This window comes from Ralstonia sp. SA306 (genome assembly GCF_054792405.1).
In genome coordinates, this window is record NZ_CP096452.1 from 1,113,118 (window position 1) to 1,136,329 (window position 23,212).

At 64.2% G+C, this 23,212-nt stretch carries 24 protein-coding genes; 18 read left to right on the top strand and 6 right to left on the bottom strand.

From position 1 onward, the window contains the following. Positions 1-114: 114 nt before the first annotated feature. A complete protein-coding gene (locus tag M1D44_RS21585; protein ID WP_112188039.1) occupies positions 115-1,368 on the top strand; it encodes a D-amino acid dehydrogenase in 1,254 nt (417 codons plus the stop codon). Positions 1,369-1,425: 57 nt separating this feature from the next. Here M1D44_RS21585 and M1D44_RS21590 read toward each other — a convergent pair whose 3' ends face one another. Next, positions 1,426-2,490 (bottom strand): porin, encoded by a 1,065-nt coding sequence (locus M1D44_RS21590; protein WP_024978742.1) that lies wholly within the window; start codon positions 2,488-2,490, stop codon positions 1,426-1,428. A gap of 121 nt (positions 2,491-2,611) precedes the next feature. Further along, on the bottom strand, positions 2,612-4,498 hold the full coding sequence (locus tag M1D44_RS21595; protein WP_316852410.1) for a bifunctional sugar phosphate isomerase/epimerase/4-hydroxyphenylpyruvate dioxygenase family protein: 1,887 nt from the start codon (positions 4,496-4,498) through the stop codon (positions 2,612-2,614). Positions 4,499-4,629: 131 nt separating this feature from the next. On the opposite strand from M1D44_RS21595, the gene M1D44_RS21600 reads away from it, so the two are divergent. The 5 genes from M1D44_RS21600 (at position 4,630) to M1D44_RS21620 (ending at position 10,225) form a co-directional block, all read left to right on the top strand. Further along, complete coding sequence (locus M1D44_RS21600) at positions 4,630-5,397, top strand: IclR family transcriptional regulator domain-containing protein (protein ID WP_316852411.1); 768 nt, start codon at positions 4,630-4,632, stop codon at positions 5,395-5,397. Between the two features lie 240 nt (positions 5,398-5,637). After that, a complete protein-coding gene (locus M1D44_RS21605) occupies positions 5,638-7,023 on the top strand; it encodes an MFS transporter (protein ID WP_316852412.1) in 1,386 nt (461 codons plus the stop codon). 18 nt (positions 7,024-7,041) lie between these two features. Next, complete coding sequence (locus M1D44_RS21610; protein WP_112188041.1) at positions 7,042-7,875, top strand: shikimate dehydrogenase family protein; 834 nt, start codon at positions 7,042-7,044, stop codon at positions 7,873-7,875. A gap of 4 nt (positions 7,876-7,879) precedes the next feature. After that, positions 7,880-9,070, top strand: a complete 1,191-nt coding sequence (locus M1D44_RS21615) for an MFS transporter (protein ID WP_112188043.1) — start codon at positions 7,880-7,882, stop codon at positions 9,068-9,070. Between the two features lie 81 nt (positions 9,071-9,151). Further along, entirely contained in the window at positions 9,152-10,225 is a 1,074-nt protein-coding gene (locus M1D44_RS21620; RefSeq protein WP_316852413.1) for a 4-hydroxyphenylpyruvate dioxygenase family protein, read from the top strand. A 78-nt stretch (positions 10,226-10,303) separates the two neighbouring features. Here the strand turns inward: M1D44_RS21620 and ggt are convergent, their stop codons facing one another. Further along, a complete protein-coding gene (gene ggt, locus M1D44_RS21625) occupies positions 10,304-12,034 on the bottom strand; it encodes a gamma-glutamyltransferase (RefSeq protein ID WP_024978736.1) in 1,731 nt (576 codons plus the stop codon). 144 nt (positions 12,035-12,178) lie between these two features. Next, complete coding sequence (locus M1D44_RS21630) at positions 12,179-12,655, bottom strand: Lrp/AsnC family transcriptional regulator (protein ID WP_024978735.1); 477 nt, start codon at positions 12,653-12,655, stop codon at positions 12,179-12,181. Positions 12,656-12,765: 110 nt separating this feature from the next. On the opposite strand from M1D44_RS21630, the gene M1D44_RS21635 reads away from it, so the two are divergent. Next, positions 12,766-13,944 carry a cystathionine beta-lyase gene (locus M1D44_RS21635; protein ID WP_316683093.1) on the top strand — a complete coding sequence of 393 codons (1,179 nt, stop codon included), beginning with the start codon at positions 12,766-12,768 and terminating at the stop codon, positions 13,942-13,944. An 11-nt stretch (positions 13,945-13,955) separates the two neighbouring features. Here the strand turns inward: M1D44_RS21635 and M1D44_RS21640 are convergent, their stop codons facing one another. Then, positions 13,956-14,408 (bottom strand): Lrp/AsnC family transcriptional regulator, encoded by a 453-nt coding sequence (locus tag M1D44_RS21640; protein ID WP_316852414.1) that lies wholly within the window; start codon positions 14,406-14,408, stop codon positions 13,956-13,958. A 132-nt stretch (positions 14,409-14,540) separates the two neighbouring features. On the opposite strand from M1D44_RS21640, the gene M1D44_RS21645 reads away from it, so the two are divergent. From M1D44_RS21645 to M1D44_RS21680, 8 genes are all read left to right on the top strand, one after another. Beyond that, a complete protein-coding gene (locus M1D44_RS21645) occupies positions 14,541-15,443 on the top strand; it encodes a DMT family transporter (protein ID WP_316852415.1) in 903 nt (300 codons plus the stop codon). Positions 15,444-15,599: 156 nt separating this feature from the next. Then, complete coding sequence (locus M1D44_RS21650; protein WP_024978731.1) at positions 15,600-15,869, top strand: H-NS family nucleoid-associated regulatory protein; 270 nt, start codon at positions 15,600-15,602, stop codon at positions 15,867-15,869. A 119-nt stretch (positions 15,870-15,988) separates the two neighbouring features. Further along, positions 15,989-16,519, top strand: coding sequence for a hypothetical protein (locus M1D44_RS21655; protein ID WP_045204032.1), 531 nt, complete (start codon positions 15,989-15,991; stop codon positions 16,517-16,519). Between the two features lie 227 nt (positions 16,520-16,746). Next, positions 16,747-17,013 (top strand): BufA1 family periplasmic bufferin-type metallophore, encoded by a 267-nt coding sequence (locus M1D44_RS21660; RefSeq protein WP_024978729.1) that lies wholly within the window; start codon positions 16,747-16,749, stop codon positions 17,011-17,013. Positions 17,014-17,035: 22 nt separating this feature from the next. After that, positions 17,036-17,905: an MNIO family bufferin maturase gene (gene bufB, locus M1D44_RS21665; RefSeq protein WP_316852416.1), complete on the top strand. Its 870-nt coding sequence runs from the start codon at positions 17,036-17,038 to the stop codon at positions 17,903-17,905. Continuing rightward, a complete protein-coding gene (locus tag M1D44_RS21670) occupies positions 17,892-18,650 on the top strand; it encodes a DNA-binding domain-containing protein (protein WP_316852417.1) in 759 nt (252 codons plus the stop codon). Before bufB ends, M1D44_RS21670 begins: the two co-directional genes overlap by 14 nt. After that, positions 18,647-19,117 (top strand): DoxX family protein, encoded by a 471-nt coding sequence (locus tag M1D44_RS21675; protein WP_316683097.1) that lies wholly within the window; start codon positions 18,647-18,649, stop codon positions 19,115-19,117. The genes M1D44_RS21670 and M1D44_RS21675 overlap by 4 nt, the downstream gene beginning before the upstream one ends. A gap of 61 nt (positions 19,118-19,178) precedes the next feature. After that, positions 19,179-19,595: a BON domain-containing protein gene (locus M1D44_RS21680; protein ID WP_316683098.1), complete on the top strand. Its 417-nt coding sequence runs from the start codon at positions 19,179-19,181 to the stop codon at positions 19,593-19,595. Positions 19,596-19,608: 13 nt separating this feature from the next. On the opposite strand, the gene M1D44_RS21685 is transcribed toward M1D44_RS21680, so the two are convergent. After that, entirely contained in the window at positions 19,609-20,031 is a 423-nt protein-coding gene (locus M1D44_RS21685) for a hypothetical protein (protein WP_024978724.1), read from the bottom strand. A gap of 97 nt (positions 20,032-20,128) precedes the next feature. Between M1D44_RS21685 and M1D44_RS21690 the strand changes: the two genes are divergently transcribed. From M1D44_RS21690 to M1D44_RS21700, 3 genes are all read left to right on the top strand, one after another. After that, on the top strand, positions 20,129-20,530 hold the full coding sequence (locus M1D44_RS21690) for a MerR family transcriptional regulator (RefSeq protein WP_024978723.1): 402 nt from the start codon (positions 20,129-20,131) through the stop codon (positions 20,528-20,530). Positions 20,531-20,686: 156 nt separating this feature from the next. Continuing rightward, complete coding sequence (locus M1D44_RS21695) at positions 20,687-22,057, top strand: TolC family protein (protein WP_024978722.1); 1,371 nt, start codon at positions 20,687-20,689, stop codon at positions 22,055-22,057. Between the two features lie 4 nt (positions 22,058-22,061). Beyond that, positions 22,062-23,210, top strand: a complete 1,149-nt coding sequence (locus M1D44_RS21700) for an efflux RND transporter periplasmic adaptor subunit (protein ID WP_112188057.1) — start codon at positions 22,062-22,064, stop codon at positions 23,208-23,210. The last annotated feature ends 2 nt before the right edge of the window (positions 23,211-23,212 follow it).

The window sequence follows — 23,212 nt, forward strand, 5'->3', positions numbered from 1 at the left end:
GCCCACCGAAGGGGAAGGCGCCACCGCTGCTGGCGCCCAAGCTCTCAGGTCCCAAGACAGATGGGGTGAGCCGACCGGATCGTCCGGTCATGACATCACTCCATAGGGACCGCCATGACGCACATCGTCATCGTCGGCGCCGGTATATCCGGCGTCACCACTGCTTACACGCTCTCGCAACTCGGCTATCAGGTCACGGTGCTCGACCGCCACTTGTATCCGGCCATGGAAACCTCGTTCGCCAACGGCGGGCAGCTTTCCGCCAGCAACGCTGAAGTCTGGAACAGCACCGGCACGCTGCTCAAGGGCATCAAATGGATGCTGCGCAACGACGCCCCGCTCCTGCTCAATCCCAAGCCGTCCTGGCATAAGTATTCGTGGATCGGCGAGTTCGTGGCCAGCATCGCGCACTACCGCCGCAACACTATCGAAACCACGCGCATGGCCATCGAGGCCCGCAAGCATCTGTTTGCGATGGCCGAACGGGAGCAGATCGATTTCGACCTGCAGAAGCGCGGCATTCTGCACGTCTATCACGACAAGGCGAGCTTTGCGGCCGCAGGCAAGGCCAACGCCCTGCTCATCGCCGGGGGGCTTGAGCGCCACGCCGTGAGCCCGGAAGACATTGCCGCCATCGAGCCCACACTGCGGGGCAACTACTACGGCGGTTATTTCACCGAGTCCGACGCCACCGGCGACATCCACAAGTTCACGCGCGGCCTCGCGCAGGCCTGCGAAAAGCGCGGCGTGCGCTTCCTGCAAGGTGTGGACGTGCGCGATGTGCAAACCACAGAGCACGGCGTTCGTCTCCTGCTGCAAACCACGCTGGATGACCGCCTTTCCACCAGCGAGGCGAACGTCGTGCAGGACCTTGCCGCCGACGCGATGGTCGTGTGCGCGGGCGTGGGCAGCCGGCATATCGCACAAATGGTTGGCGATCGCATCAACGTGTATCCGGTCAAGGGGTATTCCATCACGGTGCACCTGGACGATGAAGCCAGCATGCAAGGCGCGCCGTGGGTCAGCCTGCTCGATGAGAGCGCGAAGATCGTGACCAGCCGACTTGGCACCGGCCGCTTCCGCGTGGCCGGCACGGCCGAGTTCAACGGTTACAACCGCGATATCCGCGCGGATCGCATCGAACCCCTGGTGGCCTGGACGCGCCGCAACTTTGCGATTGGCACGTCGCGCGTGGTGCCGTGGGCGGGCTTGCGCCCGATGATGCCGGACATGATGCCGCGCGTCGGCCGTGGGCGGCATGGGCGCGTGTTCTACAACACAGGCCACGGGCATCTGGGTTGGACGCTATCCGGCGCCACCGCCGCAATGGTGGGTGACGTGATCGCGCGCGACTGCCCAGTGCATTGATCGCAACAAAGAAAAAGCCCGCCGAGGCTCTGGCGGGCTTTTTCATGATCAAAGCGATCAGAACTTGTGCCGCACGCCCAGCATGACGCCCAGGCGCGAGTTGTTGCCATACGTGTTGCCCGAGTTGTTGAACGTGGCCGCGCTGTTCAGCGCAATCCAGGCGCCTTGCAGGCGGGTGTAATCAACTTCGGCGTAGACGTCAGTGCGCTTGCTGAGAGCGTAGTCGAGCATACCGGCGGTGGTCAGGCGCTTGCCGCTGGCATCGAGGTGCTTCATCCAGTCGTACTGCACGGTGCCGATGAAACTCAGTGCGCCGGAGATCGGTACTTTCGCGCCCACATAGGCGGCCTGGTTCTTGTAGTCGGCCACGTCGAGGCGGCTGTTTGTATAGCCCAGGTACCACGTGGCAATCGAGGTATCGAGCTTGCCGCCAAAACCCCAGACCGTCTGCTTGCTGGCGAGCGCCGCCGGCACCGCGCCGAAGAACGCCGATGACACATCGCGCGTGACCTGGTACACCGCGCCCACTTCAGCCGACCCCATGCTGTAGACGATCGAGCCGGCGCCAGCCGAACTCTTGCTGAAGCTGCCCGCAGCCTCGCCAAAGGTCCAGGCGCCCGCAAGCTGCAGCCCGCCGAACGACTTGATGTATTTGACCGTGTTGTCGTAGCGCAGGCCGGTGTAGTTGCCGCCCTGATAGCCAACGATGGAGTTGTTGGCAAACGCCATCGCCTCGTACGAAGACAAGACCTCGTGCGCCAGCGTGTATTGCCGACCGAGGTAAAGCTTGCCGTAGTCGCCTTCGAGGCCGACCACCGCGGTGCGTCCGAACAGGCGCCCGCCCTGCTGGCTGCCGCCGGTATCGGGGAAGAAGCCCGATTCCAGGATGAACATGGCCTTGGTGCCGCCGCCCAGGTCTTCCGTGCCGCGCAAGCCCCAGCGGCTACCGGTCAGCACGCCGTCCATCATCTGCAGATTGCTGCTGCCCGCCGCATTTTCGTGCGTGCTGTAGCGGATGGTGGTGTCGATCAGCCCGTAGAGCGTGACACCGCCTGCGGTTTGCGCTGCCGCTGGCAGGCTCGTGGCTCCGAGCACCAGTGCGGCAATCATTGTCTTGTTCATGGCTCCCTTGTCTCCTCTTTGGTGTGATGGGTATGGATGTGCGACGGCCGCACGCGCAGCCGTGGTGTTGCGTGGATAGCACCCACGGCCGCACAACCGTGAGCGCAAAAATTCTCGTGTCTCAGTGGTCAGCCGAAGTGGTGGTGCCGCGGCTCAGTTGTGCCTGCACAGCCATGCGCACGGCAGCGTTTGCTGCGCCGTAGCCCAGGTAGCCGTTGCGCTGGACAAGCTCGAAGAAGAAGCGCTCGCGAAAGGGCTCGGTGTAGGCGTGCAGAAAATCGCCGTGCGGGTCGCGGTCGTAGAGAAGACCATCGTCATGCAGGCGGTTGAGCAGCGCTTCATCCAGACCAAGCCGGGCGGCAACGTCGTCGTAATAGTTCTCGGGAACGTGCTGCAGGCGGGCCGCGCCACGGTCGATGGCCTCAATGGTCTCGAACAGCCGCTCAGTGCGGAATGCAATGTGATGCACCCCCGAGCCCGCGTAGGCGGTGATGAACCTGCCCGTGGCCGTGCGCCCGCTTTCCGATACGTTGAGTGGAATCCGCACGTTGCGGTCCGGACTCACCATCGCCCGGCTTTTCACGAGGCCGTACGGGTCGGCAATCTCCTGTACAGCTTCGGCGTGCATGCCAAAGATGGCCCGGTAGAACAGCACGAAGCTGTCGAGCCGGTGCGCCGGCAGCGCCTGCGCAACGTGGTCAATCGATGCCCAACCTGCTGCACCGTCTTGCATGCCAGGATGCAAGACAAAATCGCTCTCGTAGATGCTGCGATCGGCATGGCGATCGTCGATCAGATAGAGCAGCGTGCCATCGGGTGCGCGCAGCGCGGGAATGCTGCGCTCAGTCGGCCCCACGGGCCCGCGCCACTCCTGGGCACACAGCTCACGTGCGCGTGCCATGGCGCGCTCGGCATCGTCCACCTTCAGGCCGATCGCACAGACAGACGGCCCATGCAGCTGAAAGTGTTCCGACGCCGCGCTGTCCTGCTCCATGTTCAGGATCACGTTGACGCCACCTTGCCGATACAGGTCAACCGCCTTGGAGCGATGGTGCCCCGCAAGGATAAAACCCAGCGCACGCAGGCGCGTTTCAAGTTCCCGTCCTGCCGCTGCATCCACGGCAAACTCCAGGAAATCCACGCCTTCAAATTGAGCTGCCGCGGGCAGTTCCGCACCACCAGCTTCGGACTCCAGCCAGCGCAGCGAACGCATGCCGTCCAGTGCCGTGAGCCGCGCCGGTGCAGAGCGGAATTCGTCGTTGAAGACTTCGAGCGACAAGGGCCCGGTATAGCCCGCAGCAAGCAAGTCGCGCGCAAAGTCCGTCACCGGAAGGTCACCCTGCCCCGGGAAGTTACGGTGATGCCGGCTCCAGGACAGTACGTCCATCGACAACTTTGGGGCATCTGCAAATTGCACGAAGAAGAGCTTGTCTGTCGGCACGTCGTGAATGCCATCCAGCGTGTCGCCCAGCGACAGCGTATGGAAGCTGTCGAGAATCAGCCCGAGCGCCGGGTGGTCAGCCTGCCGCACGATCTGCCACGCCTGGCGCCAGGTCCGCGTGTGCCGCCCCCAGGCCAGTGCCTCATAGCCCACGCGCAGCCCGCGCCGTGCCGCTGCTTCCGCCATCTGGCGCAGATCGTCTGCCGCGCGCGCCGGGTCGTCGATGGCGATGTCCTGCACGTTGCTGCAGACCAGTACCGTGTCGACGCCCAATTCGGCCATCACGTCGAACTTGCGCTCGGCGCGCGCCAGATTGCGTGCGAGCAGTTCGCCGGGCATTGCCTCGAAATCGCGGAAGGGCTGGTACAGCATGATCGCCAGCCCAAGGTCCGCCGCCATTTGCCGCACGCGCGCCGGCGATCCGTCGAAATTCAACAGGTCGTTTTCGAAGATCTCGACACCGTCAAAGCCCGCGGCGGCCGCGGCTTCCAGCTTTTCAGGCAGCGTGCCGGACAGGCACACGGTGGCGATGCATTTGGGATGGCGCGCTGCGCGGGGCGAATTCATGGCAATGCGTTGGTCTGACGATGCCCGCAGCGTAGGTGGGCGCACCATGCATTCACAAGCGGCATTCGCGCAACAACGTGCGATGATCGTACAATCGTGCGCACATATCGCTCGTTTTTAGGGTTATCGCCATGACGAAGGAACCGCTGAGCCGGCGCGACTGGATCGCTGGGCTGGAAAAAGGGCTCGCCATCCTGGAGGCGTTCGACCACGAGCACCCGCGCCTGACGCCCACCCAGGCTGCCGAGTTGACCGGCCTCACCCGCACGGCCGCGCGCCGCTACCTGCTGACGCTCGAACACCTCGGCTACCTCACCAGCGAAGGCACGCTGTTCAGCCTGACGCCGCGCGTGCTGAAGGTGGGCTGGTCGTACTTCGATTCGGCGCGCCTGCCGCGCACGGTGCAGCCCTTCCTGCAGCAGGTGACCGCCGCCGTGGGCGAGGTGGCGTACCTCAGCGTGCTGGATGATTGGGAGCTCGTCTTCATTTCGCGCACCAGCACCAGCCGAGTCATGAGCACGGGCTTCGTGCTGGGTGCGCGCGTGCCGGCGCCGCTCGCCTCAGCCGGCGTGATGATGCTGGCCGCGCAACCCGAGCAGAAGGTCAAGGCATGGCTGGAGACCTGCGTGCTGACACCCTACACGCCGTACACCATCCTGCAGCGGGACCGCCTGTTCGATGAAATCCGCAAGGCGGGCCGGCAGGATTACGCCGTGGTCGAACAGCAATTGCAGATTGGCGTGCGCGGCGTGGCGGTACCGCTGCGGGATCGGCACGGCAACGTGATCGCCGCGTTGAGCGTGAACATGCAAGTCGGTGAAGAAACAACGGAGCACGCCTTGCAGCGCGTGCTGCAGGTGCTGCAGGACACAGCGCTTTCGATCATGCGTGTGCTGTAGCGCGCCGCGCACGTCCGTTGCACCAAGACCTCACGCTTTGACAGACCGATGAACTCGGAGAAACCCTTGAGTCGTACGTTATTCGCACCATGTTGTGCGATTATCGAACGAATTCAATCGGCAGTCGCTTGTGCCCCGCCCGGGCGGCGGACTACGCTGCGTTGCGTGTACAGACGGCCCTTCATCGAACGAATCGCACGAGTTGCACGATAGGCCGCACAGATAAAACCGGAGACAACCATGACCGCAGCCCCTGCCCACGAGCCCCTGGGCAAGCACCAGTCGAAGAAAGCCGCCGCCAGCGGCTGGATCGGCTCGGCGCTCGAGTACTACGACTTCTTCATTTACGCCACCGCAGCGGCGCTGATCTTTCCGCAGATCTTCTTCCCCAAAGGCGACCCGAAGACGGCCATCATCGCCTCGCTGGCGACGTACGGCGTCGGTTATATCGCGCGACCAATCGGCGCGTTCGTGCTGGGCCATCTGGGCGACACGCATGGGCGCAAGAACGTGCTGCTCTGGTGCATGTTCCTGATGGGTTTTTCGACCATTGCCGTGGGCCTGCTGCCCACGTATGACCAAGTCGGCCTGTGGGCTCCCGCATTGCTGGTCATCATGCGCCTGATCCAAGGCTTTGCCGTGGCCGGTGAAATCTCGGGCGCCAGCTCGATGATCCTGGAGCACGCGCCGTTTGGCCGGCGCGGGTTCTTCGCGAGCTTTACGCTGCAAGGCGTGCAGGCCGGGCAGATCCTGGCGGCCGCCGTGTTCCTACCGCTGGCGCACTACATGCCCGCCGACCAGTTCAACGCCTGGGGCTGGCGCATTCCGTTCGTTCTGAGCTTCGTCGTCATCATCGCCGGCTACGTCATCCGCCGCGAAGTGCACGAAACCCCCGCGTTTACCGCTGAGCAACAGCAACAAGGCCGCCCGCGCTCCCCCGTGATCGACGCCTTCAAATACAGCACGCCCGACATGCTGCGCGTGGTCTGCATGGCGCTGATGAACGTGATTCCGGTGGTAGCGACCATCTTTGGCGCCGCCTATGCGGTGCAGCCGGCATACGGCATCGGCTTTGCCCAAGACATCTACCTGTGGATTCCGGTGGTGGGCAACATCGTTGCGGTACTCGTCATTCCGTATGTTGGTGACCTGTCCGACCGCATCGGCCGCAAGCCGCCGATCGTGATCGGTTCGCTGCTCGCTGGCCTGCTCGCCTTTGCCTACCTGTACGCCATCAGCATCAAGAACGTGCCGCTCGCCTTCGTCATCTCGATTCTGATGTGGGGCGTGGTCTACCAAGGCTACAACGCGGTGTTCCCGAGCTTCTATCCGGAGTTGTTCCCGACGCGTACTCGTGTGTCGGCCATGGCGATTTCGCAGAACGTCGGCACGGCCATCACTGCCATGCTGCCGGCCCTCTTCACCGCCGTGGCACCGCCGGGCGCCACCAACATCTGGCTGACCGTGGGCGCCATTGCCTTTGGCGTAACGGTGATCGCCGCCGTGGCCGCCATGACCGCACGCGAGACCTACCGCATTCATATGGACGACCTGGGCCAACCAGCCGCCCAACCCGTCGACAAGGCTGAATATGCCCGCCAGCGGGCCGGAGCCTTGGCCGCCTGAAACACGCACGCCTGAACCATGATTTCTGGAAAAACCACCCTCATCGCCCACATCGGCTACCCGACCGAGACGTTCAAGTCGCCGATGATCTACAACCCCTGGTTCGAGCAAAAAGGCATCGACGCCGTTGTGGTGCCCATGGGGGTCAAGGCAGAGGATTACGCGCAGAGCTTCGAATCGATCTGCCGCTTTACCAACCTGCGTGGCGCGCTGATCACCATGCCGCACAAGGTCACCACGGTGGATCTGGTCGACGAAGTCACGCCCGCCGTGCGCATCGCGGGCGCCTGCAATGCGGTGCTCAAGCGCGATGACGGCACGTTGCTGGGCGATCAGTTCGACGGTGCCGGCTTCGTGCGCGGCGTGCTGCGCAAGGGGCGCAAACTGGAAGGGGCGCGTGTGCTGCTCTCGGGGGCCGGCGGTGTCGGCTCGGCGATTGCCGCGTCGCTGGCGGCTGCGGGTGTCGGCGAGTTGGCTCTGTATGACACGCGCGCAGAATCCGCTGAATCACTGGGGCTGCGTCTGCGCGAGCACTACCCCGCGTTAGTGGTGCGCACCGGGTCGAATGATCCGGACGGCTTCGATGTGGTCGTCAACGCCACGCCGGTCGGCATGAAGGAAGACGATCCGCTGCCCTTCGACGTGGCACGCATCGCGCCGAGCTGCTTTGTCGGCGAGGTGGTCATGAAATCCGAGTACACGCCGCTGCTGCGCGCAGCGCTCGACAAGGGCTGCGATGTCCAGGTCGGCACCGACATGCTGTTCGAGATGATTCCCGCGTATCTGGAGTTCTTCGGCTTCGGCACCGCCACCGCAGATGAGCTGCGGCGCAGCGCGGCCATTGCATACTGAGCCGATGACGCGTCGCCCCCTGAGCTTTGCCCTGCTGCTGCCGTTGCTGCTATCGGCGCAACCGGTTGCGACCGACAGTTATCTTCCCGCCCTGCCCGCCATTGCCCAGACGCTGGGATCGGCCAGCGCGAGCCTCACGGTCTTCGCGCTGGCCTTTGGCATCGGGCAACTGCCGATGGGCAGCCTTGCCGATCGTTTTGGCCGCCGCCAGGTGCTGTTGCTCGGGCTCGCGTGCTATGCCATGGCTGCACTGGCCGGCGCGCTGGCGACAACCGCTTCCATGTTGACCGCCGCACGCGCCCTGCAGGGTTTCTCGATGGCCGCCATCCTGGTGTGCGCCCGCGCCGCTGTGCGCGATCTGCACCCGGCGCGCGATGGTCCGCACGTCATGGCACGCGGCCTCACGGGCCTGGGTTTCGTGGCGTTGATGGCACCGATTCTCGGTGCCTTTGTCGCGCAACACGCAGGCTGGCGGTGGGTGCTGGCGGGCATGAGCATCTATGCAATCGTGCTGTGGGCGATGTGCTGGTACGGCTTTGCCGAAACCCGGCAAGAGACACACGCCCAGGCGGGCAGCATGCGCGAGATCTTCGCCAGCGCGGACTTTCGCGTCTGGGGCCTGCTGGCGGCCACGACCTACGCCGGCATCTTCTGCTTTCTGCTGCTTTCGCCGATGGTCTATATCGCATACCTCGGCCTGTCACCCGAGCTTTATGGCTGGATACCGGCCGGCGGCTCGCTCGTCTATATCGTGAGTACGACCGGTTGCCGGCGCCTGCTGCGCCGCCAGAGCCTCGTGCGGACTGTGCAGCAAGGCGCAATGCTCAGCCTGTTGGGCGCCTGCATTCAGGGATTGGGCTGCTGGCTGCTTCCCGGGCAGGCGTGGCCGCTGCTGCTCGGGCATGGCGTCTATTGCATGGGCCACGGCATCCACCAGCCTTGCGGCCAGGCAGGCGCGGTGGGCGAGTTGCCGCATCTTGCAGGGCGGGCGGTGTCATGGTCAGGCTTCATCATGATGCTGGCAGCCTTCTGCCTCGGGCAGACCGCGGCAGCGTTTGACGACACATCGCACAGCCTCGGTGCCTGGCCCATGGTGGCGCCGATGATGCTTGCCGGCGCCGTGCTGGCGTCCATCGCCTTCCTTTGGCTACCGAAGCTGCAGAGCCAGCCGGATCCACAAAGAGCTGCCGCATAGCGACTGCGGGATGCGCATTGCCACCCGCGTGGTACACAATGCGGTGTCCGCATTCTTTGCTTCAGCCACAGGAGTTTGACCATGAGCCGCAACGCCGACCTGCCATTCAAGACCGCCGGCTTGGAGTTCATCGAGTTCGCCACGCAAGCGCCGGCTGCGCTCGGCCAGGTGTTCGCATCGCTCGGCTTCAAGGCCATCGCTCGGCACGTAAGCAAGGACGTCACGCTGTACCGGCAAGGCGACATGAACTTCCTCGTCAACGCCGAAGCCGATTCCTTCGCGCACCGCTGGGCTGAGGAATATGGCGTGGGTATCTGCGCCATCGGCATCCGCGTTGACGATGCGCATCACGCCTACGACCGCGCCGTCGAACTGGGTGCATGGCCGGCCGAAACCGAGCCGATCGGCCCGAGCGAACTGGTGATCCCGGCCATCCAAGGCGTAGGCGACACGCATCTGTATTTTGTCGACCGCTGGCGCGGCAAGCACGGCGCCAAGGGCGGCCTGGGTGACATCTCCATCTACGACATCGACTTCCGGCCGCTGGATGCAGCAACCGCGCTTGAGGACTGGCACCACGCCGGCGTTGGGCTGGCGCGGGTCGACCACCTGACGCAAACCGTCGGCGCTGGCCGTCTGCAGGATTGGATCGACTTCTACCGCAACCAGCTCGGCTTCAGCGAAATCCACGAGCTGCATGCCAACTGGCACGTCGCGGCGGATTCCCGCGTGATGGTGTCGTCGTGCGGCATGATCCGCATTCCGCTCTATGAAGAAGGCACGCACCGCGCGCACCTCATGCACGCCTACCTGCCCGACCACCCCGGCGAAGGCGTGCAGCACATTGCGCTGGCCACCGACGACATCCTGCGCACAGCCGCCGCGCTGGCCGCCAACGGCCTCACCTTCGTCGAGCCCCCGGCACACTACTACGACACCGTCGACGCGCGCCTGCCCCGTCACGGATTGGACCTGGAAGCCTTGCGCCGATACGGCATCCTGGTCGACGGCGAGATCGTTGACGGCGTGCCCAAACTGTTCCTGCAAACCTTCGTCAAGCGCCATCCAGGCGAGATCTTTTTCGAGATCGTGCAGCGGCGCGGGCACCACGGCTTTGGCGAGGGCAATCTGCCGGTGTTGACTGCGGCGGCCTGACCCGGAAAACGTCGCCAAGAAAAAAGCCCGCCAAGTTTCGGCGGGCTTTTTTTCGTGCTGCGGGTGCTGCAATGCCGATCAATAACCGGCTGCCAGCCCCGTGTTGCGACGCGGATCGTTCGCGCCATAGAAGCGGTTGTTGCCGACCGGCTTGCCGCCCAGCGACGGCGCCCCGACGATGATCGCCGCCAGGTGGTTGGCCGGCTGCGGCGCCCCCAGGTTGTGGCCCATCGACGTCAGGATCTTGCGCGTATCTTCCGACAGCGCGTACGGCTCGACGTTGGTCACGTCCGGCAGCCATTGCTGGTGGAAGCGCGGCATGTCGACGGCTTCCTGCACGTTCATGCCGTAGTCGATCGCGTTGATCATGGTCAGCATGACGGCTGTGATGATGCGGCTGCCGCCCGGCGTGCCCACCACCATGACGGGCTTGCCGTCCTTGGTGACGATGGTCGGGCTCATCGACGACAGCGGACGCTTGCCCGGGGCAATCGAGTTGGCCTCGCCCTGCACCAGGCCGTACAGGTTAGGCACGCCGACCTTGGCGGTGAAGTCGTCCATTTCATCGTTCAGGACCACGCCCGTCTTGGCGGCCGTCACCTTCGCACCAAACCAGTCGTTGAGCGTGTACGTGACCGACACGGCGTTGCCGTACTTGTCGGCAATCGAGTAGTGCGTGGTATTGCTGCCCTCATGCGGCTCGACGCCCGGCTTGATGTCCTTCGACACACCCGCCTTCTTCGGGTCGATCACAGCGCGAATCTTGGCCGCATAGTCCTTGCTCAGCAGGCGGTCCAGCGGGTTCTTCACGAAGTCCGGGTCGCCCAGGTAGCTGTTGCGGTCCACATAGGCGTGGCGCATGGCTTCGATCTGGTAATGCGTGGCCTGCGCGGAATGCCAGCCCAGGTCCTTGAGCGGATAGCCTTCCAGGATGTTCAGCATTTCGCAGATGACCACGCCGCCTGAACTCGGGGGAGGTGCCGACACCACGTGATAGCCACGGTAGTCGCACTCGACCGGCGCCAGTTCGCGCGTTTTGTAGCTGACCAGATCTTCTTGCGTGATCAGGCCACCACCGGCCTTGCTCGATGCAGCAATGGCCTGCCCGACCCAGCCCTTGTAGAAGCCGTCGGTGCCCTTGTTGCTGATCTCGCGCAGCGTCTTGGCCAAGTCATGCTGGACGAGCTTCTCGCCCACCTGGAACGGCTGCCCCTTGTTCAGGAAGATCGCGCCCGATGCGGCGTCTTCCTGGAAGTCCTTGGTGGAGGTGTGCAGCATGTCGACATCGCCCTGATCGAGGACGAAGCCCTTGTCGGCCAGCGTGATGGCCGGCGCGATCAGTGCAGCGCGTTGCATGGTGCCGTACTTCTGGCGCGCATACTCCATGCCGGACACGGTGCCAGGCACACCCACGGCCAAGTGGCCCTTGGTGGACGCACCCTTGATGACGTTGCCGTCCTTGTCGAGGTACATGTTGGCGGTGGCACCCTTCGGCGCGACTTCACGGAAGTCGAGGAAGGTCTTGCGGCCATCGGCCAGCTGGATGGTCATGAAACCACCGCCGCCCAGGTTGCCGGCTGCCGGATAGACCACGGCCAGCGCGTAACCCACGGCCACTGCGGCATCCACCGCATTGCCGCCGCGCTTGAGCACTTCCACACCGACCTTGCTGGCCAGATGCTGTGCCGCAACGACCATGCCGTTTTCTGCGGCCACGGGTGCGACGGATGCCGCGTGTGCGACGGTCGTGATGCTGATCGATGCGATTGCAGCGGCGATCCACCGCATGCCTGTTCTTGGATTCTGCATAGGAGCTCCTTTGGTACCTTCAAGGACGCCGGTCGTGCCAGCGTACGTGTTATGGCGCGCGAACCTTATCAGGCGGTGCGCCGGGGCACTATAGCCTCATCCCCGTATTGACGCATTGTGCAGGCGGTGGAACGGCACGCATCGCTAGCCCAGCGGCACCTCGAGCCCGACCTTCACGCGGTTGAGCACCACCGCCGTGCGGTACCACCGGATGTTGTCGTTGTCGTCGAACAGGCGTCGCGCCAGAGCTTCGTACTCCGTCATCGTGGCCACGTTCAGGATGAGGACGAAATCGGCCTCGCCCGTCACGTAGTAGCACTGCTGCACCTCGGGGCCGGAGAGCGCCTTCTTGAGCGCAGCCATTGCAGCGGTATTGGTGCGCTCGGCATGCACCTCAACGATCACGGTGATGGGTTTGGCCACCCGCTCGGGGTCGACTACCGCCACGTTGCCGACGATGACGCCCGCTTCCTCCATTCGCTTGATGCGCCGCTGCACGGCGGCGGTCGATAGATTGACCTGCTCCCCAATCACGCGCAGCGGCGTGGTGTAGCACCGCTGAACAGCGTTGAGGATGGCAATGTCGAATGCGTCGAGTTCGAGCGATTTCTGTGCGGCCATAACGGGCATGGAGCGAGAAATTTTTGCGTCTGGCTGGTCAGAATAGCTGAAATTACTCTGCTGACGTGACATAGGATTTCGTGGTCCACGCGTTCGCAGAGGTCCATCCCATGCATTGGCAATCCCAGCTCGTCAGCCCCGAAACGCTTGCCCCTGGCGGCTTTCGGTCATTGGTGACCCCGGTCTACCGTGGTTCAACCGTGTTGTTCGACAACGCAGCGCAGGTCGTGGACGACTGGCGCCATGCGCAGCACGGCTACACCTACGGCCTCTACGGCACACCGACCGCCATTGAACTCGGCGTGCGGATTGCGCAACTGGAACGCGCCCGCCACAGCTTTATCGTCCCCGGCGGGCAGGCGGCCATCGCGCTCGTCTACCTGGCCTGCTGCGGCGCGGGCAGCCATGCGCTGGTGCCGTTCAGTGCGTACGGGCCCAACCGCAGCATGGCTGACGGCCTGCTCAAACGCATGGGCATCGAAGTCGAAATCTATGACCCGCTCATCGGCGCAGGCATCGGCGGACTCATCCGGCCGAACACCATGCTTGTTTGGACCGAAAGCCCCGGCTCGGTCACGATGGAAGTGCAGGACGTGCCGGCAATCGTGGCTGAGGCGCACGCGCGCGGCGTGCCGGTGGCGCTCGACAACACGTACACGGCCGGCGTGTATTTCGATGCCTTCGCGCACGGCGTGGACATCAGCATGCAGGCGCTGACCAAGTACGTGGGCGGCCACAGCGACCTGTTGCTCGGGTCGGTCTCGGTCAACTCGGAGGCGATGTTCGAGCGTGTGGGCAGCGCGTTTGCCGATCTGGGCATGGGCGCATCGCCCGACGATTGCAGCCTGGCGCTGCGTGGCCTGCAAACGCTGGGGCTGCGGCTTGAGCGCCTGCAAACGTCCACCCTGGCGGTGGCGCGCTGGCTGCATCTGCAGGACTGCATTGCGACCGTGCTGCATCCGGCGCTGCCGTCATGCCCCGGCCATGAGCTCTGGAAGCGCGACTTTACCGGCGCAACCAGCGTGTTTTCGGTGGTGTTCCAAGAAAGCGTCTCGGCCGAACAAGTCAACGCATTCATTGATGCGCTGCGCATGTTCCGGATCGGCATGAGTTGGGGCGGCACGAGCAGCCTGGTGATGCCGTATCCCGATCTGGCGCGACCGAACCGCCACTATCGCGGCCGCCTGGTGCGGCTCAATGTCGGGCTGGAAGCGCCGGAAGATCTGATTGCCGATCTGCGGCAAGCCATGGCTCGCGCAGCCATCCAGGAGCCCGCTGTTGCCGCATAACCGACGGCACGTCAGTCAGCCGGTGCAAACGGCGGCGCACGCCGCTTTACCGGCTGCGTCTTGACGATGGCGGTGTTGGTCTCAGCGTGATACGCCACGCGATCGAGAATCTGGTCGAGCTGGTCGATTGAGCGCACATACAGCCGGGCGATGAAGCAGTCCTCGCCCGTGACCTTGTCGCATTCGCCGATCTCGAGAATCTCTTCGATCAGCTTCTGCACGATATGCAGCTTGCCCGGCATGGGCCGCACGCGCACGATGGCCTGCAGCGTGTAGCCCAGCGCCGCCGGGTCAATGTCGACGGTGTAATGCCGGATCACGCCGCGCTCTTCCAGCCGCCGCAGGCGCTCCGACACGCTGGGGGATGACAACCCCACCTGCTCGGCGAGTTGCTTGAGCGAGATGCGGGAATCGGTCAGTAGAACGTCGAGAATGCGTTGATCCAGCGCGTCAATCGTGTTCATTGCGTTCCGCCTCCAATTCGGGCACTTCGCCTTACTTCATTAGAAAGAACGCCAATTTTGCCTTAGAAAAGCAATGGAAGTGAGCCCATCCGCATGCGATCCTGATTGCATCCAACGCTCAAGGTGGTTCGCATGAACGATAAGACACGCGGCACGGTCGAGATGACCACCGCCATGGTCATCTCCGGGACGATCGGCTGGTTCGTTGTCCGCTCAGGCCAGCCGGTGGCCGACGTTGTGTTCTGGCGCTGCGTGTTCGGCGCGCTGACGCTGCTGGGGGTGTGCGCCGGCCTGGGGCTGCTGCGCGGCGCCATCACGTGGCGGCGTGCGGGCATTGCCGCGTTGGGCGGCGTGGCAATCGTCATCAATTGGCTGCTGCTGTTCGCGGCGTATCCGCGCGCATCCATCTCGATTGCGACGGCGGTCTACAACACGCAGCCGTTCATGCTGGTCGGGCTGGGCGCGCTGTTTCTGTCAGAAAAGCTGACGGCGGCCAAACTCACATGGCTGGCCATCGCCTTTATCGGCGTCGTACTGATCGTGCAAGTGGGGCCTGCGGCCAGCATGGGGACCGATTACCTGACTGGCATTGCGATGGCGCTGGGCGCGGCGTTTGCCTATGCGGTAGCGGCGCTCCTGATCAAGAAGCTCGCAGGTACGCCGCCGCATCTGATTGCGCTCATCCAGGTGTGTGTGGGCGTGCTGATGCTGGCGCCGTTGGCCAACCTGTCGCATCCGCCGGCCGATGCGCATACGTGGGTGATCCTTGTCACGGTGGGCGTGGTGCATACAGGGTTGATGTACATCCTGCTCTATGGCGCCATCCAGAGGCTGCCGACGCATCTGACGGGATCGTTGTCGTTCATCTATCCCATTGTCGCCATCGTGGTGGACATCGTTGCGTTCGGGCATCGGCTGCAACTGGCGCAGTTTTTGGGTGCGGGGGCGATCCTGCTGGCGGCTGCGGGCATGAACCTGGGGTGGTCGCCGTATCGCTGGTTGCGGGCACGGGGCGAATCCCCCGTTACCAAATAACGCAATACACGCAATAGTCCCCCACATTCGCAACACGAATCGGCAGTCCAACTGCTGTTATTCTTGTGCGTTTTCCGCTGGCGCCCGGCGCGCCCTGCGCCTGCCTCTCTCTCCCTTTGGCAGCCAGCGGACAGAAACCCCAAACATACGTACAAGATGAAGGAAGGTCACCCGCCGGAGCCGGGTCGCGAAACCGCGATCGCCTGGATCCTGGAACAAATGCAAACCTATGACCTGTCTGTCGAAGATTTGCAGGCGCATGGCTGCTTTGACGCGCCACCGCCGCCGCCCGCGCCATCCGCACCCATCGGCCCGGTCTACATGAGCGCCGACGGCCAGCACTGGGACGGCTCGGGCGACATGCCCGACTGGCTGCGGCGCGCCGTCAACGCAGGGCAGAGCATCGAGCATTTCCGCGTGGGCTGAACGCAGGCGATGCAGGTATGCCGGTTGCGTGGTTGTTTGCAAGCGCCGCCGGTTTGTCGATCTGTGGGCTGATGCCCAGTATGACCGGCCGGCGCCCCAACCCAACGGAGGACGTCATCATGCCGGAACGCAAAACCGTAGAACGTGCGCGCGCCGACAAGCGCCACGGCAAAGCCGCCTCGACCCAGGCGGGCAACTTCGTGAAGGAAGAGATGGATCACATCCGCGAAGGCAAGCACGGTGCGAAAAACACCAAGCAGGCCATTGCGATTGGTCTATCGAAGGCACGCCGCGCGGGCGTTGCCGTCAAGCCGCCGGGGGAAGGCAAGGCATCGGCCGCCACGCGCAAGAAGGCGGAGCATGACGTCAAGGCCGGCAGCAAGGCAGGCAACAAGACCGGCAGCCACGCCAGTGCGAGCAAGGAATCCACGGCCAAGCGCAGCAAAACCACAACACGCACGCTGAAGAAGGAAGGCCATTCGGCGGCTTCCAAGTCGTCGCTGTCCAAGCAGGCGCATAGCGCGGCCTCCAAGCGTTCGAGCAGCGAGCGCTCGGCCGCGGCCAAGAAGGGCGCTGCTACCAAGGGCGCAGCCGGCCGATCCGCCGCCGCCAAGAAGGCGGCGCGCACGCGCGCGGCGCACGCCAGGTAAATTTTTCCTGTTCAGCCTGAAGGCGGCCCATTGGGGTCGCCTTTTTTATTGGCGGTTTGCCTCACAAAAAAAAAATCAAAAAAATTTCTGTTCTCCGTGTCAGGAACGCCCACGTGCGCCGACGAAGGTGCACGGAACACATCTGCGCGATGCCGCAGTGCACCGTACGGCGAGGGATTTGGCCCTGTCCGCCGTTCAACGACACCTGCCACTCAAGGAGAACACAAATGAAACAACACGCCATGATCGCCGCCGCTCTGGGTAGCCTGCTCGCGCTGGGCGCACTGTCGACACCGGTGCAGGCCGCTGATGCCGCCGGCAAGGAAAAGTGCTACGGCGTCGCCAAGGCCGGCCAGAACGATTGCGCCAGCCCGGGCAGCGCCCACGCCTGCGCCGGCCAATCGAAGATGGACAAGGACCCAATGTCGTGGAAATACGTGCCCGCCGGCACCTGCGCGCAGATGGGCGGCACGATGCAGGCTCCGTCCAAGTAACGCGCGACGCCGGGTGACCGCCATGCAGACCGCTCTGCCAACCTGCGCCGGCGCAGGCCTGCGCGCACCGCACTTTCCTGCCCTGCTGCACGGGGAAGCCCGCTTCCCCTGGGTGGAGGTGCACAGCGAGAACTATCTGTATGGCGGCCCCGCCCGCGCAGCGCTGCACGCCGCGCGGGCGCACCAGCCTGTGAGCCTGCACGGCGTGGGCATGGGGCTGGGCAATGCGGATGGACTGGACGTCGAGCACGTACGCGCCATCGCTACGCTGGCCGATGCGGTAGCGCCCGCCGCCATTTCCGAGCACCTGTGCTTCAACCGCAGCGGTGCGCAGGTCGTCAACGATCTGCTGCCGCTGCCTTATTCCCGCGAATCGCTGGATGTCGTCTGCGCCAACGTCATGCGTGCACAGGACATCCTCAAGCGACCGCTGCTGATCGAGAACATCGCCGCGTACATCGACTGCCGCGCACTGGTCGATGCCGACGAGGCCCTCTTCGAAGGCGCATTCCTGACCGCCCTCGCCCGGCGCACGGGCTGCGGCATCTTGCTGGACCTGAACAATCTGTACGTGAACAGCGTCAACCATGGCGTGACCGTCGAATCGGTACTGGCCGATATCGACCCTGCACTGGTCGGCGAGATTCACTTGGCAGGCTTCAGTGTGGAAGACGGCATGCTGATCGACACGCACAGTGCGCCGGTCCATGCACCCGTCTGGGCGCTGTACGACGCGTGGATTGCCAAACACGGCGCACGCCCGACACTGATCGAATGGGATGCCGAGCTGCCGCCCGTGCAGGTGTTGCTGAACGAAGCGGCACGCGCGCAAGCAACGCTCGATCGCCATGCCCGTGCCCCCATGCAGGAGTCCCACCATGCGACTACCTGACTGGGAAGCGCACCTTATCGGCGCACTGACCACCCCTGCAAGCCACGAAGAGGCGCGTGGTATTGCCATCTACCGCAATGCGCGTCTGGCAATTCTGCGCAATGCGCTGACGGGGGCGTATCCCGTCTGCCGAGCGCTCGTCGGTGACGACTGCTTTGATGCGCTGGTGCGCGACACGCTGGCCATGCAGGCGTCTACATCCCCGAACCTGCATCGCTATGGAAATGCGCTGCCGGATGTCATTGCGCAATCCCCGTTGGCGCACAGCGTGCCGTATCTGGCTGACGTGGCGCGTCTGGAATGGTGCGTGCACTGGGCGCACTACGCGCCGGATGCACACGTGGAAGCGGCGAACGCCGACCTGTTCGCGCAGCCCGCGGACACGCTTCGCGCCGGGCTGGTCGAAGGTGCGCAGTGGGTGGTTTCTCCATGGCCCGTGGTCTCGATCTGGCGCGCACATCAGCCCGACGCGACGATCGCGCTCAACGAAATCGACCTGAGTGTGGGCGAAGCCGCTGTGATTGCCGTGCACGGGCATCGCGTTGCTGTGCTCGATCTCGATGCCCCGACGGCCACGTTCCTCGCAGCTTGCGACGCGACGCCGTCGCTTCAGGCCGCGCTCGAAACCACGCTGGCTGAGCGGCCAGATTTTGATTTGACCGCATGCCTGTCAGCCCTCTATCGCTCGGGGCTGCTCGCGCTGAGCGCATGCCCAACAACACCGCCTACTGGAGACACGCCATGAACACCCTCGCCACGACCTTTGCCCCGCTCACGCGCATCCGCGCTTCGCTTGACCGACTCGCCGGGCCGCAAAGCGCGCTCTGCTCGCTCATCTTGTTGATCGCACGGGCGTATCTTTTCTACGTGTTCTTCCGCTCGGGCCTGACCAAGCTGCACGACTGGGACACCACGTTGCTGCTCTTCACCGAGGAATACAAGGTGCCGCTATTGCACCCGGCCCTTGCAGCCGCGCTCGGCACGTTTGGCGAACTGGTTTTCCCGTCTCTCATGCTGGTCGGCATCGTGCCGCGGTTGGCGGCGGCGGGGCTGTTCTTCGTCAACGTGGTAGCGGCGGTGTCGTACTGGGCCAATCTGTCGGCGTCGGCCATCGAATTTCATTTTGTGTGGGGCGTTCTGATTGCGCTCGTGGCGACGGTGGGACCGGGTTGGCTGGCGGTGCAGACCCTTTGGGAGCGCCGCGCGCATTAAGCAGATTGGGTGGGCAGCAGGCTTATGATGTGGTTCTGTCGCCCTCTCTTCAGGAGCATCGATGCGCTTCCCTCCGTTGTCCTTCGCTGCCTCAACCGGTGTGTTGGCTGCAATCACCGCCGCAACCGTTCTCACTGCCTGCGCGTGGGGCGATAGCCCGAACACCACCGGCGCGCGCATGCTCGACGATTCGCTGCTGTCGTACCAGGTCAAGGCGGCGCTGGATCAGGACACAGCGCTCAGCACGCGCCAGATCCGCATCCGCTCTACCCCAGACGGCAAGGTCACGCTGACGGGCTGGGTCGATACCCCCGAAATGGCCCGACGGGCTGGTGACGACGTCAAACGCTTTGTTGACTCGGCCAAGCTCGACAACCAGTTGCGCGTGCTCTCGCGCATGCAGGTGCTGGGCGGCGGTCCGTACATCCCGGCCGGCTTGCCGCCGGCGGCACCGGCCAGCGCCCCGGCCGCGCGCTAACGCGTTCAAGCACTTAAGCTGCCTGTGTGCCCGTCCGCCCTGGCAAGCGGCCCACGGGCACCGATTGCAGCAGGCCGAAGCCGATCTCCGCAATCAGGAACGGCAACACCAGCAGCGAGGCGCCGGATGCCAGCGCATAGGCCTGCCACGCTGCAAAGAGGCCGCGTGCCGCGGCGTCGTACCGGCCCAGCGCCACACTCGGCTGTCGGATGCGCAGCACCGACCACACGCACACCACCGACCCCATCAGATTGGCCATCAGCAGGTGCTCTGGCTCAAATGCCGGCAAGCGGCCGATACCCAGCGCATGCGCCAATGCAGTGAGCGCTTGATGCAACAGGGCAAACGTCCACGGCGTGGCAAACGGTGCAGTCACGATCAGGTCATACCAGCCGCTGGCGCGCACCACACGCAGGAAGGTCGATTCAGAAACCATGGTGAAACTCCAGGAATGAAGTGAAGGAGTCGCCACGGTAAAGCTTGGTGTACGCTCCAAGGTCAAGCGCTCGGCCGCCCCACTCTTCCAAGCCACCATGCCTGCTGCACTTCCCGCTTCCGCTTCCAACGCGCGTACCGGCGACCTTTCCATCGGCGACCTGGCCGCCGCCACCGGCGTCTCGCGGGATGGCCTGCGCTTTTACGAGGTACGCGGCCTGATCCGGGCGCGACGCCGCAGTAACGGCTACCGCGCTTACCCGCCCGAAACCGTGGAACTCGTGAACTACGTGCGCACGGCTCAGCAACTGGGCTTCACGCTGGCAGAAATTGGCGAAGGGATGTCGCAGGTGTGGCAGCAACCCGACACCGATGCCGCCGTTACGGCGCTACTGCGGGAGAAACTTGCCGCCATCGATGTCCGCATCGCCAGCTTGCAGGCCACGCGTGATGCACTCGCTGCCCGCGTCGGGATGCCATGCCCGCTTGCACCGACCTGAGACTCCGACACGTCTTGTCATATGACTGTCGCAGACTCCCGCCACAGGGCGGGTTTGGCGCGTTTTCTCCACGCCCTGACGGCTTGCTGAGTCGTGAAAGGCGCTTGAAAGTTCGCGTCGGTAAAAACGCTCCCGTCTCAAGGGGAGTCTGCTGCAGTGAAACATCGGGGTGCGTTCCATCCACGGGCGAGGGCCGTGCTGTGCGCGGTGGCCTGCCTGCCATTTGCCGCTGCCTGGGCAGCCACGCCTGCGCCGGCACCGGCTGCGGCCAGCATGCCGGTGGCGACCATGCCGTCGATCAAGCCTTCCGTTCCGGGCGTGACGGGCGCGGGCTTCAACCTCGTCGAACTGCTGCAGGAGCTGAAAGGCAACAACCCACAGTTGATCCAGGCGCGCCATAACTACCTGTCGGCCAAATCGATCCCCCCGCAGCTTGCCGCGCCCAACAACCCGCAGCTCGGCTACATCTGGAACAGCATCCCGAAGGGTTTTCCGCTGGCGGTCAACCGCGCGGGCGGCAGCCAGTACAACCTGACGCAGCAGATCCCGTTTCCGGGCAAGAAAGCGCTGGCCGCTGAGATTGCCGATCGCCAGGCGGAATCGCTGAACGCGCAAAACGACGCGCTGTACCTGCAGCTCTACGCGCAGCTTTCCACTACGTACTACCAGGCGATCGCGCTGCAGAAGCAGATCGATGTACAGAAGCTGACCATCACGCGCCTGGAGCAGGTCAAGCAGATCACGCGCGTGCGCTACGCCAACAATGCCGCTGCCTACGCCGACTTCCTCAACGCGCAGGTCATGCAGAGCAGCGCGCAGAACGACCTGTTTGCCGCGCAGCGTCAGTACGACAGCACGCTGCAGACCCTCAACACGCTCATTGGCAAGGAGCCGAGCTTCCCGCTCGTGCTGCGGGCCGATGACGAGTCCGTACACCTGCCGGAAGAGCCGCTGCCCGAGCTGGAAAACCAGGCGCTGCGCGAGCACCCGTCGATCAAGGCGTCGGCAGACCTGATGGACGCCGCACGCAAGAGCGTGACGCTGGCGCGCAAGGCCTACCTGCCCGACTTCCAGGTCATCGCCACCGTCACCACGGACAACCCGCCGTATGGCGTGCGGCCGAACAGCTACCAGATCGAGCTGGACGTGATCATTCCGTTCTGGTTCCTGACCAAAGAGAAGTACGGCGTGAATCAGGCGGTGGAAAGCCAGATCGCCACCGAGGCGAATGACGTGTCGGTGCGCCAGCAGACGCTATTGGCCGTCGATACCGCCTATAACACGCTGCGCCAGACGCTTGCCCAACTCGACTTCAACAAGCAGCGGCAACTGCCGCAAGCGCTGGCGGCCTATCGCGTGACGATGACCAACTACGCCAGCAACAACGCTGATTTCAACGACCTGCTCACCGCCCAGGGCGCGCTCAGGAACGCAGAACTGTCGGTCGCCCAGGCTCAGGCCACGGCCTTGCAGGCCTATCACGCGCTGCTCGCGGCCACCGGTCGCTCGCCGGTTCAAGCTCAATAACATCATGAAGAAGTTCTCTCCCGTTGTTGCAGTCATCGCCTTGGCCGCAGCCCTTGCTGTTGGTGTGGTGGTCGGACGCAAATGGCCCGCCGCTGCGCCCGCCGAGACCGCGAAACCCGCTGTTACCGTGGCATCCGCTCCGGCTACGCCGGCACGTCCGAAACCCGACTCCGTGGAAATTCCTTCCGGCGGCTTCGACCCGCAGCAGGTGAAGGTTGCACAGGTCAGTCAGCTTTCGGTGCCAGTGGAGCTGTCCACGCCCGGCAAGCTCGCCTACAACGCCGAGCGCACCAAGTTGGCATCGGCGCGCGTGGCTGGGCGGCTGGACCAGATTCTCCTGTTCGAAGGTGCGCTGGTGCGCGAGGGGCAGCCGATTGCGCAGCTCTACTCGCCAGACTTCATCTCCGCGCAGAAGGAATATCTGCTGGCGCTGAATACCGCCCGCCAGCTCAAGGGTTCCAACATGAAGGATCTGCAGGACGATGCGGACGCCACCGTACAGTCCGCGGCTGGCCGCCTGCATGTGCTGGGCATGTCCGATGCCGATGTCGCGCAGATCGCCAAGCGCGGCACGCCGGCTGAACACCTGACGCTGCGCGCGCCCATCTCGGGCACGATCGTCAAGCGCAACATGGACCCGGGCGCCTTCCTGAACGTGGGTGACTCGTTCATGAGCATCGTCGATACGCGTGTGCTGTGGTTCACGGGGAATGTCTATGAGAACGACATTGCCAGCGTGCGTATCGGTCAGCCGATCTCGCTGCATACGTCGGCGTATCCGGACCGCGAGTTCACCGGCCGCGTGAGCTTTATCGCCCCGAACATCGACCCGGCAACGCACACCCTGACGGTACGCTGCGACGTGCCCAACACCGACGGCCTGCTGCGCCCCGAGATGTACGCCACGGCGCGCATCCAGACCGGCAGCGGCCAGGCCACGGTGGTACCGAAGGCCGCCTTGGTGAAAGACCACGGCAGCTACTACGTGATCGTGCAGAGCGATGCCACGCATTTCAAGCGCGTGGAAGTGCACGGCAAAGACACCGGCACCGACGGCAACTTTGCCGTGACGGCCGGACTTGAGGCTTCGTCGCAGGTAGTGGTGCGCGGCGCCGCGCTGCTCAACGAGATGATCGTCAAGGCGGGGGCGTAGGC

Coding starts and splice junctions, on each gene's coding strand:
- M1D44_RS21585 (WP_112188039.1), top strand. CDS start 115: ATGACGCACATCGTCATCGTCGGCGCCGGTATATCCGGCGTCACCACT.
- M1D44_RS21590 (WP_024978742.1), bottom strand. CDS start 2,490: ATGAACAAGACAATGATTGCCGCACTGGTGCTCGGAGCCACGAGCCTG.
- M1D44_RS21595 (WP_316852410.1), bottom strand. CDS start 4,498: ATGAATTCGCCCCGCGCAGCGCGCCATCCCAAATGCATCGCCACCGTG.
- M1D44_RS21600 (WP_316852411.1), top strand. CDS start 4,630: ATGACGAAGGAACCGCTGAGCCGGCGCGACTGGATCGCTGGGCTGGAA.
- M1D44_RS21605 (WP_316852412.1), top strand. CDS start 5,638: ATGACCGCAGCCCCTGCCCACGAGCCCCTGGGCAAGCACCAGTCGAAG.
- M1D44_RS21610 (WP_112188041.1), top strand. CDS start 7,042: ATGATTTCTGGAAAAACCACCCTCATCGCCCACATCGGCTACCCGACC.
- M1D44_RS21615 (WP_112188043.1), top strand. CDS start 7,880: ATGACGCGTCGCCCCCTGAGCTTTGCCCTGCTGCTGCCGTTGCTGCTA.
- M1D44_RS21620 (WP_316852413.1), top strand. CDS start 9,152: ATGAGCCGCAACGCCGACCTGCCATTCAAGACCGCCGGCTTGGAGTTC.
- ggt (WP_024978736.1), bottom strand. CDS start 12,034: ATGCAGAATCCAAGAACAGGCATGCGGTGGATCGCCGCTGCAATCGCA.
- M1D44_RS21630 (WP_024978735.1), bottom strand. CDS start 12,655: ATGGCCGCACAGAAATCGCTCGAACTCGACGCATTCGACATTGCCATC.
- M1D44_RS21635 (WP_316683093.1), top strand. CDS start 12,766: ATGCATTGGCAATCCCAGCTCGTCAGCCCCGAAACGCTTGCCCCTGGC.
- M1D44_RS21640 (WP_316852414.1), bottom strand. CDS start 14,408: ATGAACACGATTGACGCGCTGGATCAACGCATTCTCGACGTTCTACTG.
- M1D44_RS21645 (WP_316852415.1), top strand. CDS start 14,541: ATGAACGATAAGACACGCGGCACGGTCGAGATGACCACCGCCATGGTC.
- M1D44_RS21650 (WP_024978731.1), top strand. CDS start 15,600: ATGAAGGAAGGTCACCCGCCGGAGCCGGGTCGCGAAACCGCGATCGCC.
- M1D44_RS21655 (WP_045204032.1), top strand. CDS start 15,989: ATGCCGGAACGCAAAACCGTAGAACGTGCGCGCGCCGACAAGCGCCAC.
- M1D44_RS21660 (WP_024978729.1), top strand. CDS start 16,747: ATGAAACAACACGCCATGATCGCCGCCGCTCTGGGTAGCCTGCTCGCG.
- bufB (WP_316852416.1), top strand. CDS start 17,036: ATGCAGACCGCTCTGCCAACCTGCGCCGGCGCAGGCCTGCGCGCACCG.
- M1D44_RS21670 (WP_316852417.1), top strand. CDS start 17,892: ATGCGACTACCTGACTGGGAAGCGCACCTTATCGGCGCACTGACCACC.
- M1D44_RS21675 (WP_316683097.1), top strand. CDS start 18,647: ATGAACACCCTCGCCACGACCTTTGCCCCGCTCACGCGCATCCGCGCT.
- M1D44_RS21680 (WP_316683098.1), top strand. CDS start 19,179: ATGCGCTTCCCTCCGTTGTCCTTCGCTGCCTCAACCGGTGTGTTGGCT.
- M1D44_RS21685 (WP_024978724.1), bottom strand. CDS start 20,031: ATGGTTTCTGAATCGACCTTCCTGCGTGTGGTGCGCGCCAGCGGCTGG.
- M1D44_RS21690 (WP_024978723.1), top strand. CDS start 20,129: ATGCCTGCTGCACTTCCCGCTTCCGCTTCCAACGCGCGTACCGGCGAC.
- M1D44_RS21700 (WP_112188057.1), top strand. CDS start 22,062: ATGAAGAAGTTCTCTCCCGTTGTTGCAGTCATCGCCTTGGCCGCAGCC.